Source organism: Streptomyces sp. NPDC030798 (genome assembly GCF_055572275.1).
Genome location: NZ_JBVIDR010000022.1, coordinates 23681 through 35819 on the forward strand (window position 1 = coordinate 23681; position 12139 = coordinate 35819).

The 12139-nt window shown below is 74.5% G+C and carries 6 protein-coding genes; 1 reads left to right on the plus strand and 5 read right to left on the minus strand.

Going from position 1 to position 12139, the window contains the following annotated elements; genetic code table 11:
- Window positions 1–60: 60 nt before the first annotated feature.
- The 4 genes from ACZ404_RS34965 to ACZ404_RS34980 all read right to left on the minus strand — a co-directional run bounded on the left by ACZ404_RS34965 (window position 61) and on the right by ACZ404_RS34980 (window position 7854).
- Entirely contained in the window at window positions 61–2286 is a 2226-nt protein-coding gene (locus ACZ404_RS34965) for an FUSC family protein (protein ID WP_468447080.1), read from the minus strand.
- Between the two features lie 51 nt (window positions 2287–2337).
- Window positions 2338–4680: a S9 family peptidase gene (locus tag ACZ404_RS34970; protein ID WP_468447081.1), complete on the minus strand. Its 2343-nt coding sequence runs from the start codon at window positions 4678–4680 to the stop codon at window positions 2338–2340.
- The gene (locus ACZ404_RS34975) at window positions 4653–6437 is read right to left on the minus strand and encodes an N-acetylglutaminylglutamine amidotransferase (RefSeq protein WP_468447083.1); all 1785 of its coding nucleotides are present in this window, start codon (window positions 6435–6437) and stop codon (window positions 4653–4655) included. Before ACZ404_RS34975 ends, ACZ404_RS34970 begins: the two co-directional genes overlap by 28 nt.
- 226 nt (window positions 6438–6663) lie before the next feature.
- Window positions 6664–7854 (minus strand): carboxylate-amine ligase, encoded by a 1191-nt coding sequence (locus ACZ404_RS34980; RefSeq protein ID WP_468447085.1) that lies wholly within the window; start codon window positions 7852–7854, stop codon window positions 6664–6666.
- A 230-nt stretch (window positions 7855–8084) separates the two neighbouring features.
- Here ACZ404_RS34980 and ACZ404_RS34985 point away from each other — a divergent pair, with 230 nt between their 5' ends.
- Window positions 8085–10889, plus strand: coding sequence for a SpoIIE family protein phosphatase (locus tag ACZ404_RS34985; protein ID WP_468447087.1), 2805 nt, complete (start codon window positions 8085–8087; stop codon window positions 10887–10889).
- 27 nt (window positions 10890–10916) lie between these two features.
- Here the strand turns inward: ACZ404_RS34985 and ACZ404_RS34990 are convergent, their stop codons facing one another.
- Entirely contained in the window at window positions 10917–12137 is a 1221-nt protein-coding gene (locus ACZ404_RS34990; protein ID WP_468447089.1) for a DUF2235 domain-containing protein, read from the minus strand.
- Window positions 12138–12139: the final 2 nt, after the last annotated feature.

A 12139-nucleotide genomic window follows, 5' to 3' on the forward strand; every position in this document is an offset into this window, starting at 1 on the left:
GGCTGTTCCTCCCTGGCGCGAGGGCTGCCGGTCCACCCTATAACCAAGCGCTTAGTCATGTCAGCGTCCGGAGGCCGCTTGGTGCTCGGCTCCCTCTCCACCGGGGGCGATGCGGGCCAGATCGGTCATCAGCGAGTGCAGCCACGACACGGTCGCGTAGTACAGCCTCGGTGCGCCGGGCGGTTCGGCGGCAAAGCCCGCCTGGGCCGGGTCGACGAGCGGCATCGGTGCGGCCGGGGTGTCTCCGCCGGGGTCCAGTGCGGCCGACACCAGCAGCATCCGCCCGGCGACCCGGTCCCCCAGCCCGCCGACCGATGCGGCCGCCTCCGGTCCGAGCCGGGCGAGCGGCGGCTGCAGCAGGCGGTCCGCGCCCCACAGGGTGTGGTGTCCGGCCATGAGCGTGGCGTGCCAGTCGACCTCCGGGAGCGGCGTCCCGCGTCTCCTGCCGCCGAAGGGCGTCGGCTCGCTCTGGTACTGCGCGTGCGCGGACTCCGCGAGGACCAGCGCGTGCTGCAGCGAGCCGTGGCGGGGCGCCCCCGACGGCGCGGGCACCGCTTCGCCCTCCGCCACCGAGGCGCCGGCCGCCACCACGATCTCGGCCGCCCGGCGCAGCAGCTCCGCCGCCGCCCGGCGCAACTCGTCGTGGGCCCCGCGGGGCCAGGCGAGCAGGCCGAAGACCGCGCCGATCGCGCTGCCGACGAGCACGTCCAGCATCCGCACCTCCGCCAGTCGCCAGGTCGGCGGCGCGAGCTGGGCGAACACGAGGGCCACGAGCACGGTGAACAGACCCTGTGCCCAGCCGACCCCGCGGACCGGACCCACCGTGAAGGCGAACAGCATCCACAGCGGCAGTACCGCGGCGTAGACCGTGGTGTGGGGCCCCACCAGGGCCAGCGACCCCGCGGTCACCAGGGCACCGGCCAAGGTGCCGGTCAGGGCGAGGCGGATGGTGCTCCACGTCTCGTCCATGGTGGTCCGGGTCAGGGTGAGCGTCGCGAGCGTGGCCCAGAAGCCGTGCGGCAGCGTGTCCACCCCGGCGACGAGTCTGGCCGCCGACAGGGCCACCGCGAGACGCACCGCGTTCTGGAAGAACACCGACCGCCGCTCGGCATGCCCGCGCAGCCGGTGCCACCACAGGCCCGGCGCCCGGCTCCTGGCGTACCAGAACCGGCCCGCCGGCACCTCCGCCACGGCGTGCCGCCCTCGCACGGCCACCTCGGCCGCCGTGCCCATGGCCAGCGCGGCGTCGGCGATCTCCAGCACGGCGGCGTGCCGGCGCAGCACGGCGGGCGGGAGGTCCGCCCGGTGAGCGGTTCCTGCCGCGGTTCCCTCCGCGGTTCTTCCCGCGGGGCCTTCCGCGGGGCCTTCCGCGGGGCCCACCGACGAGGCGGACAGGTGGGCGCGGGCCGCGGCCAGGTCCCGGTACGGCGCCACCGGCGGCGGTCCCGCCTCCAGGCACGCCGCGGTCGCCGCGGCCAGTGCCGCCACCGCGCGCAGGACGGCGGTCACCGCCGGACCGGGGTCCTCGCCCGGCGTGGCGGGCAGCTGCGCCAGCCGGCTGAGCAGGGCGCGGGTGGCCAGACCGGTGTGGGCGAGAGCCCGGTCGCGCACCCCGGGGCCCGCCGGACGGTCGGCCTCCGGCACGGTCAGGGACCGCAGTGTCCGGCCCGCATCACGGGCGCCGGAGATGTCGGGCGGGGTCAGGGCGTACGGGGGTGCGCCGAGGAGCGTGGCGCAGTGGGCGGCGGTCCGCGCGGCGCGCGCGGCCCGGCTGCGGTAGGGGGGCGGGGCGGGCTCGGGCAGGACCAGCGCCTCGGCGGCGGTGAGCAGGAGCAGCCCGGTCGTCGTACCGATCAGCCGGTCGCCGAGCGAGCCGGGATCGTACGGCGGGAAGGACGGCAGGATGTACAGGAGCTGCAGGCCCGGTGCCGCGCCTGCCGGGCGCGGTCCGCCCACGGCGACGAAGGCCAGGGCGAAGCCGATCACCAGCATGCCGGCGACCGCGCTCCAGGTGCGCACCGACAGCCAGGTGCCGGCGACCACGAGCAGCCAGCACACCGGCACGGCGCGCAGCACCACCTCGGCGCGCTGCCGCCCGGTGCCGGGGATCCTGGACAGTCCGCCGAGCGCCACGGCGGCGAACAGGGCGTAGGTGGCCGCGACCGGACGGCCGAGCCCGTACCGGAAGGCGTAGAACCCGGCCGTGGCGCCCACCATCACGCGTACCGCCCCGCGGGCCGCGCCGGCGTAGGCGCCCGCTCGGTCACCGGCTGGGACACCACCCACCCCTCCAGCATCAGCCACCTCAGGGCGCCCGGCACCTCCCCGCCGGGTGCGTCAGGCTGCGGGAGGGCGCGTCAAGTGGCGCTGGACCCAGTCGGCGGCGGCCCGGCGGAAGAGGAGCCGGTTGTCCGCGCGGCGGAAGTCGTGGCCCTCCTGGCGCAGCATGAGGAGTTCGGCCTCCAGGCCGCGCTCGCGCGCCGCGCGCACGAACTGCCGGGACTCCCCCACCGGCACATTGGTGTCGTGTTCCCCGTGCACGGCGAGCACCGGGACGCGCAGCGCGTCGATGCGGCTCATGGGGGACAGCGCCCGCAGCAGGTCGCGGTCGCGGTCGGGGTGCCCGTACTTGTGCGCGGCCGACTCGGCGATCCACGGCTCGGTGCCGGCGAAGAACGTGTTCAGGTCCGACATCCCGCAGACCGCCACCCCCGTGCGGAACAGCTCCGGATGCCAGACCAGGGAGGCCATCGTCAGATAGCCGCCGTACGAGCGGCCCATCACCGCCAACCGCTGGGGGTCGGCCAGGCCCGCCACGACGACGTGGGCCGCGCAGGCGGCGACGTCCTCGATCGCGGCGAACCGCCGGATGCCGAGATCCGCGTCCACGAAGGAGCGACCGTAGCCGGAGGACCCGCGCACGTCGGGGGCGAAGACGTCCAGGCCCCGGCCGAGCAGCTCGTGGTAGAGGGGCTGCAGGACGGGACGCTCCTGCTCCTCGGGACCGCCGTGCAGGTGCAGGACGCAGGGGGCGGGCTCGCCCGGGGCGCGGCCCGGCGCCCTGTAGTACCAGCCGCCGAGCGCGAGTCCGTCCTGGGCGACGGGACGGACGGGAAAGGGCTGCACCGGCGGGTGGCCGGCCTCGGGGACCGCGTCCTCGTCGCGCGAGGACCAGGGGGTGCGCCGGGCCGTGGCGTGCGGCAGCCACCACACGCCCGGGCGCCGTCGCGATCCCGACAGCGCCACGACGGGACCGTCGGGGTCGGAGGTGAGGGCCACGCGGGTGACCACCTCGTGCGGCAGGGCGATGCCGCGGGACGGGCCGACCGGGGCGCCGGCGGCCGGCTGGACGGTGACCCTGCCGTCCCCGTCGGGCAGCGCGGCGGGCAGCGTGATGACCTCCAGTTCGCTGACGCCGCGTACGTTCCAGGACAGGACGGCGCTGTGGCCGTCGCGGTGCAGGGTCAGCAGTTCGAGGTCGCAGTCCGGGCGGGCGGCGGCCGGCCACTGCGCCAGCCGCTCTCCCCGCGGGCCGAGCCGCACCGCGAGCAGGGCGGCGTACTCACGGTCGCTGTCGCTGCGCAGCCACAGGGTGCGTCCGTCCGGTGCGAAGCCCCCGATCCACGGGTCGCCGTCGGCGGCGCGGACGGCACAGGTGACGGTCAGGTCGTCGCGGCGCACGACGAGCGCCTCACGACTGCCCCGGGGGCCGCGGCGCAACAGGGCGAGGGTGCCGTCGCGGCTGAGCGCGCACAGGCGCAGGGTCGGTGCTCCGGCCTCGCTCGCGACCAGCACCGGGGCGGTGGTGCCCTCGGGGTCCACGAGGTAGGCCGCCAGCGCCCGCGGGCCGGGTTCCCGCGACGGGGTCGTGCGGGGCCCGGGGAGCAGAGTGCCCCGCTCGTGGGGGGCGGCGGTGAGCGGCGTTCCGCCGAGGAGTACGGCGCGGCCGTCACGGCCGGCCCAGTCGCCGGTGTGGGGCGGTGCAGGGAGGCCCGTCGTCGCCCACGCTTCCGGGCCGGCCGGGACGTGGCCCGCGGGCGCGGGTTCGGTGACCGTCACGGCGACGGCCGAGCCGTCGTGGGTCCAGCAGCCCAGGTAGGCGGAGGCGCCGGGCTCGCCGCCGGCCAGCAGGCGCCGCCCGGTGCCGTCGGGCCGGACGCACAGGACCCGGGTGAGTTCGCCGCCGCCGGGGGCGGTGGTGTAGGCGATCCACCGGCCGTCCGGCGACCAGGACACCTCAGTGACCGGGTCGGGATCGGCGTCCAGCAGCCGGGCCTCGTCGCCGTCGACCGGGCCGGTCCACAGCTGCGGAATCCCCGTCCGGTCGCAGATGAAGGCGACGTGCCGTCCCCCGGGGTCCGTGGAGGGGTACCAGCAGCCGTGCGCGGTGAGCCGCTGCGGTACGTCGTGCGGGGCGGCGGCGTCGGTGAGGAGCACGCGCTCCGGTGCCGCGCGCGGCAGCGTCGCCGTCGCGCCCCCGGCCGGGTGCGGCTCGGCGGGAGCGGACGCGGGTGCCGTGACCTCACCCCATGCGGTGTCCCCTCCGTACGCGGTCCGGTGGGGGGCCGTACCCGTGTCGCCGTCCGGCTCCGCCTGCGGGGCGGTACCGGCGCCCGGCGGCGCCGGCTCCCGCGTTCCCGGGGCCGTTCCGGTCAGCGGATTCCGTGCGTCTGCAGCCATGTCTCCAGCAGCGCTACCTGCCACAGTGTGTTCGCTCCTCGCCTGGTGCGGTGCGCGTTGGGTGCGTCGAGCAGCTCGGCGACGTACTCCTGACGGAAGACGCCACGCTTCCTGGCCTCCGGGCTGGTGAGGGCCTCGCGGACCCGGTGCAGCACCGGGCCCGCCATATGCTTGATCGCCGGGACCGGGAAGTACCCCTTGGGGCGGTCGACGACCTCCGCCGGGAGGACCTTGCGTCCGGCCGCCTTCAGGATCCCCTTCCCGCCGTCGGCGAGCTTCAGGTCGGGCGGGCAGGCGGCGGCCAGCTCGACCAGTTCGTGGTCGAGGAAGGGCACCCGGGCCTCCAGGCCCCAGTCCATGGTCATGTTGTCCACGCGTTTGACGGGGTCGTCGACCATCATCACGTGGGTGTCCAGCCGCAGGTCGGCGTCCAGCGCCGTGTCGGCGCCCCCGGCCGCCATGTGGGCGCGCACGAACTCGGCGGAGGCGTCCCGATCGGCCAGGAAGCCGGGCTCGAGGATGCCGGCGAGCTCGCTGTGGGACCGGTCGAAGTAGGTGTCGATGTAGGCGTCGGCGGCCCGCTGCCGGGGCACGCCGGCCATCGCCGGATACCAGTGGTAGCCCGCGAAGACCTCGTCGGCGCCCTGGCCGCTCTGGACGACCTTGACCTCCTTGGCGACCTGCTCGGACAGCAGGTGGAAGGCGACCACGTCGTGGCTCATCATCGGTTCGCTCATCGCGAGCACCGCGGACTCCAGCGCCCCCGAGACCCGGTCGGACGGCACCATGAGCTGGTGGTGCCGGGTGTCGAAGTGGCGCGCGACGAGGTCGGACCAGTGGAACTCGTCCCCGTCCTCGCCCCCCTCGGACTCGAACCCGACGCTGAAGGTGGCGAGGTCCTCCTGACCCTGCTCGGCCAGCAGGGCCACGATGAGGCTGGAGTCCAGCCCGCCGGACAGCAGCACCCCGACCGGCACATCGGCGACCATTCTGCGGCGCACGGCGGTGCGCAGCGCGTCCAGCACGGCGTCGGTCCAGTCGTCGGCGCTCAGGCCGGCGTGCTCCGGGCGGCGGGTGTAGGAGGGCTGCCAGTAGCAGTGGTCGCGCCAGGTGCCGTCGGCCTCGACCACGCGCACCGTGGCCGGGGGCAGTTTGCGCACGCCGGTGAGGACCGTGTGGGGTGCGGCCACGGTGGCGTGCCAGCTGAAGTACTGGTGCAGGGCCACCGGGTCGAGGGAGGTGTCGACGTCGCCGGCCGCGAGGAGGGCGGGCAGCGAGGAGGCGAACCGCAGCCGGTCGGGCGTCTGCGCCAGGTACAGCGGCTTGATCCCGAGCCGGTCGCGGCCCAGGACGACGCGCCCGCTGTCCAGTTCGACGAGGGCGAAGGCGAACATGCCGTAGAAGTGCTGGACGCACTCGGTGCCCCACTCCTGGTAGGCCTTGAGCACGACCTCGGTGTCGGAGTCGGAGAAGAACTGGTGGCCGCGCGAGCGCAGTTCGTCGCGCAGTTCGCGGTAGTTGTAGACACAGCCGTTGAAGACGCCCGCGATCCTGGCGCGCGGGTCCGCCATGGGCTGGGCGCCGTTCTCCGACAGGTCGATGATCTTCAGCCGGCGGTGGCCGAGCGCGATCGCTCCCTGGGACCACACGCCGCGGCCGTCCGGGCCCCGGGGTGCCAGCCGGTCGGTCATCCGTTCCACCGCGGCGATGTCGGGTCGTTCGCCGTCGAACCGTATCTCCCCGCTGATCCCGCACATCAGTGGGTCCTCCTTCCCTTGCCCTCGAACCGCCCGGGTTCTGCGGTGCGGCGCGTGGCCTGCGGTCCGGCCGCGCGCCGGGGGCACGGGCGGTCGGGGGTCGAGGGATCCTGCGTGGTGTGCATGGGGGTACGACTCTCCTTGATCGGTCGGGGCCGCCGGTCGTGTGTCCCGGTGCGCGCGGGCACGGGATGCCCGGGGCGTGGGCCGCGGGCGGACGGGCGGCTCACGCGCTCGGTGCCGGTGCCGCGGTGTCGCAGTCGTGCGCCTGTGGCCCGGCGTCCAGTCGGGAGGTGAGGCGGCCGGGCCGGGCCGGCGGGCGTCCGGCCGGCCGTTCGCCGCGGGTCTCGGCGACCATCAGGTCGACACCGGCGAGCAGGTCCTCGGCCTGGGCGGCCCGGCGCATGCGGTGCGCCGCGCTTCCGACGGCCAGTGCCTCCTCCAGCAGGCCGTGCACGGCGTCCCAGTCGCCGGACGCCTCCAGGGCCGGACGCAGCCGGGCCAGCATGCGCGCCAGCACGGAGGGGGCGGGCGCCGCGCTCCGGCTGACGGGGTCGACGAGGTGGCCCTCCAGGCCGGAGCGCGCGGCTCGCCAGGTGGCGGCCCGCAGCCAGTCGTGGCGTCCTTCGCACAGGGGGCGGCCCGCCTGTTCCAGGCGCTCGCAGGCGTCGCGCACCAGGGCCCGGAAGAGGCCCGCCACCAGTACCACGGTCTCCACCCGGGGGCAGGCGTCGCAGATCCGCAGTTCCAGTGTGCGCTGGTGGGCGGAGGGCCGGACGTCGTGGTACATCATGCCGGCGTCGCTGATGACGCCCGAGCCGATCAGTTCCGCGACCGTCCGGTCGTAGTCGGCGGCGTCCGGGTGGCAGCCGGCCGGTCCCGCGGTCGGCCACCGCTGCCACAGCATGGTCCGCCAGCTCGCGTATCCGGTGTCGGCGCCCAGCCAGAACGGTGAGCTGGCGGAGAGGGCCAGCAGCGGGGGCAGCCAGGGCGACACCAGGCACATGGCGCGCACGGCGGTGTCCCGGTCGGGGACGTCGGCGTGGATCTGCGCGCTGCAGATGAGCTGTTCGTCCGCTACCCGGCGGTAGTCGTCGGCCATGTGCTGATAGCGGGCGTCGGCGGTGACGCTGCGGGACTCGGCCCGGACCAGCGGCACGGTACCCGCGGCCACGACGGCGAGCCCGAGGTCGGCCGCCGCCGCGTCCAGGCGGCTGCGCATGGCGGCGAGGTCCGTGTAGAGCCCGTCCAGGGTGTCGTGCACGGCGCTGTTGCTCTCCACGACCGACTGGTGCAGCTCGCTGGTGAAGCCCGGTCTGCGCAGGCGGCCGAGCAACTCGGTGCCGCGGGGGACGAGATGGCCGCTCTCCACGTCCACGACATGGAATTCTTCTTCTGCTCCGAGGCGTGGTGTCACGGCTTCTCCCCTGCGAGTGGACCACAGCCGCCGGTGCGCTGACCTGGTGGTCCGCACCGGCCGGTTGACGGACTCCGGGTTCCCGTATCGACCGCGGCCAATCAACCACTGTGCACATGTGACGCATGCATCTCAGGTGAGCGCCTGTCCACGCTGGATCGCCGGACGCCCACCGAGGTTGATCGGGTGACCCGGAGTCGGCTCCCGCACGGTGGTGCTATCAAGGGTGTATGGAGGAAATCTCCGGGCGCCCTCGGAGCCCGGAACGTCATCCGCCCCGACCCGGACGCTCGCGCGAGCGTCGCGCTTCCCTGCTGGACGTGCGCAGTGCGGCCGGGCAGGTGTTCCTTCTCCAGGTCGTCATCGTGGTCCTGCTGGTGGTGGCCGCGGTGGTGGGCATGCTGCTCCAGACGGCGCGCGACGCCCTGCAGCAGGGGCGACGGGCGTCGGTCGTCGCGGCCCAGACGTTCGCGAGCGCCCCGGGCGTGGCCAGGGCGCTGCAGGGCCCGGACCCGTCAGCGGTGCTGCAGCCGCGGGCCGAGAAGGCGCGCAAGCGCGCGGGCATGGACTTCATCGTCGTCATGAACACCGACGGGATCCGTTACACGTATCCCTATCCGCGGGAGATCGGGAAGAAGTTCGTCGGCACCATCGGCCCGGCCCTGCAGGGCCGTACCGTCGTCGAGCAGGCCGGCGGGCCGCCGCTGCCCGCCGGAGAGGGCACGGACGTGCAGGCGGTGGTCCCGGTGACCGACCCGCGCGGCAAGGTGGTCGGCCTGGTGTCGGCCGGGCTCACGGTCCGGAACGTGGCGGCACTGTGGCTGCCGGAACTGCCGATCATCCTCGGCACCGGCGCGGCCGCGCTGGCGCTGGCCATGGCGGGTACCACGCTGGTGTCCCGGCGGCTGCGGCGGCAGACGCACGGCCTGGCCCCGGTGGAGCTGGCGCAGTTGTACGAGCACCACGACGCGGTCCTGCACGCGGTGCGGGAAGGCGTGCTGATCACCGGGGCCGACGGACGGCTGCTGCTGGCGAACGACGAGGCGATGCGCCTGCTCGGTCTGCCGGCCGACGTGCAGGGGCGCCCGGTGCGGGAGCTGGACCTGCCCGAGCCGCTCCTGAGCCTGCTGACGTCGCAGGAGGCGGTCACCGACGAGGTGCATCGCGCCGGGGACCGGCTGCTGGCGGTGAACAAGCGGCCGACGTACCGGCCGGCCGGCCGGGGAGGCAGCGTGGTGACCCTCAGGGACACCACGGAGCTGGCGGCGGTGTCGGGGCGGGCCGAGGTCGCGCGGGAGCGGCTGAAACTGCTGTACGAGGCCGGGGTGGGCATCGGGACGACCCTGGACGTGGGGCGTACGGCCCAGGAGCTGGCCGACGTGGCGGCGCCGCAGTTCGCCGACCTCGTGACGGTGGATCTGCTGGAGGCGGTGCTGCGCGGGTGGGAGCCGACGGCGGAGGGCTGGCGGCACCTGCGCCGGGCGGCCATCGGCGGCGCCCAGCGGATGATGCCGGTGTACCCGCTCGGCGAGGTGATCACGTTCTCGGTGCACGCCCCGCAGATGCGGACGCTGCAGGAGGGCCGGGTCATGCTGGAGCCGGACCTGCGGCAGGCGCACGGCTGGCGGGAACAGGATCCGGGGCGCGCCCGGAAGGCCCTGGAGTGCGGGCTGCGGTCCCTGGTGACCGTGCCGCTGCGGGCCCGGAACGTACCGCTGGGCGTGGCCAACTTCTACCGCACGGTGGATTCCCCGGCGTTCGAGCCGGAGGATCTCACCTTCGCGGAGGAACTGGCCGCGCGGGCGGCGGTGGCCATCGACAACGCGCGGAGGTTCACCCGGGAGCACGCGATGGCGGTGGCGCTGCAGCGCAGCCTGCTGCCGCGGGGGCAGCCGGAGCAGGACGCGCTGGAAGTCGCCTGGCGGTATCTGCCCGCCGAGGCGGGGGTGGGCGGGGACTGGTTCGACGTCATCCCGCTCCCGGGCACGCGCGTGGCCCTGGTGATGGGCGACGTCGTCGGACACGGGCTGCACGCGGCGGCCACGATGGGACGGCTGCGCACCGCGGTGCACAACTTCTCCACCCTGGACCTCCCCGTGGACGAGGTGCTCGGGAACCTGGACGAACTGGTCGTCCGCATGGACAACGAGGAGGACACGGGCGACGACGCGGACGGCCACGAGGGCGAGGGAGTGACCGGAGCGACCTGTCTGTACGCGGTCTACGACCCGGTGGCGGGGGTCTGCACGATGGCCCGCGCGGGACACCCGGAGCCGGTGGTGGTGCACCCGGACGGGACGGTCGCATGTCCCGGTGTGCCGGCCTCGGCGCCCCTCGGCCTGGGTGGCGGCCCGTTCGAGACCGCCGAGCTGTCGCTGCCCGAGGGCTCCCAACTGGTGCTGTACACCGACGGCCTGGTGGAGAACCGTGCCCGCGACATCGACGTCGGGATGGAGAGGCTGCGCAGGGCGCTGGACGGGTCCGGCGACCGGACTCCGGAGGAGACGTGCCAGGCGGTGATCGACGCGCTGAAGCCGTCCCCGTCCTCCGACGACATCGCGCTGCTGACGGCGCGTACCCGGATGGTCCCGCCCTCCTGCGTGGCCGAGTGGAACGTGCCGCCGGACCCGGCAGTGGTTCCCTCGGTGCGGGCGCGCTGCCGGGAGACGTTGCGGGAGTGGGGGCTGGAGGAGATCGGGTTCGCCACGGAACTGATCGTCAGCGAGCTGGTCACGAACGCGATCCGGTACGGCTCCCCGCCGGTCGGCGTCCGGCTGCTGCTCGGGCGCTGCCTGATCTGCGAAGTGTCCGACGGCAGCGGCACCTCGCCCCGCCTGCGACGGGCGGCGACCACCGACGAGGGCGGCCGGGGGCTGTTCCTGGTGGCCCAGTTCGCCCAGCGGTGGGGCACGCGCCACACGTCCCACGGCAAGGTCATCTGGGCGGAACAGCTCCTCGACGAGGACGCCGCCCCCGTCGCGGGCCCCGCACCGGTCGACTTCCTCCTCGACCAGTTCGAGGACCCCGGCATGTGAGCGCGGACGGTCGCCCGCCCCCGCTCGTCACCGCCGGTGGCGCCCGGGGCGGAGCGGGGTGTCGGCCGCCGGCCGCTTCGCCTCCTGCGGCCACCGCCCCTCGTCCCCCTCCCCCGCGTGCGCCCCGACACCCGGCAGGAGCACCGGCTCCAGTCGGACGCGTTGCTGATCGGCGAGATAGCGCTCCAGTTCCGGGGGCCGGTAGGTGTCGTCCGTGTCGTGGCGGTTCTTGGCCGGCACGGCCAGGAACTCGTTTCCGTCGAGTCGGCCGTCGTCGTCCGTCGCACATCCGATGGGCCGGTGCAGCGGTCTGACCAGTCGGTACAGCTTCGTCCGGGAGCGGTGCAGCATGCCCGAGGCGTCCGGTTCCACACGGAAGTCTGCGCTCTCGTCCGGCTTCATCTCACTGGGCCCGACCGCACTGAGCACCTCGTCGTCGAACTCCAGCCCGTATCTGCGGGCCTGGTCGACCATCCACAGCAGGGTGATGTCGGACAGCCCCGTCTCCTTGTATCCGCCGCCGACATCGCAGTGCACCCCGGCGAACCACACCTGCCTCAGCTCCTGGCCCTGGCCGGCGGCGCCGGGCTGCTGGTGCCACAGGGTCGGCCGGAACGCCGCGCGCTGTTCGTCGACGGCCAGCGCGTGGAAGGCCGCCTTGACCCAGCTGCTCAGCTCGGTGTCGTGGAACGCCCAGCGGCTGTTGAACCGGTTCACGACGGGCTGGAGCCACCGGGGGCCCGGCACCGGCAGTCCGAGGGAACCCACCGTGTCCCACACCCCGATGAAGTGGATCTCCGTCTCGCGCGCGTACGAGCGGCGGAACAAGGTGGAGGCCACGCCGTTGGGCTTCTCGATCCGGTCGCGGTACAGGGACCAGGCCTCCGGGATCCGGTCGGCGTGGTCCGGGCGCACGATGCCGCAGTTGCGCACCAGGCCCGCCAGGCTGCGGGCGGTGAACGCGCCCCGGCTGAAGCCGAACAGGAACAGTTCGTCGTCGCTCTCGTACGTCTCGGCGAGGAAGCGGTAGGCGTCGAGGACGTTCCGGGAGAGTCCCCGGCCGAACGCGCCGCCGCGCAGACGGTCCCACCGGTCGGTGCCGACGCCGCTGTGGTAGTAGACGCGCTGGTCCTTGCCGGAGGCGAGTCCGGAGCGCACGGACAGGGCGATCTTGGTGACGTTGGTCTTGCTGGGCTGGTCGGCGAAGTTCCAGGTTCCGTCGCAGCAGACGACCAGACGCTTGGTCATGA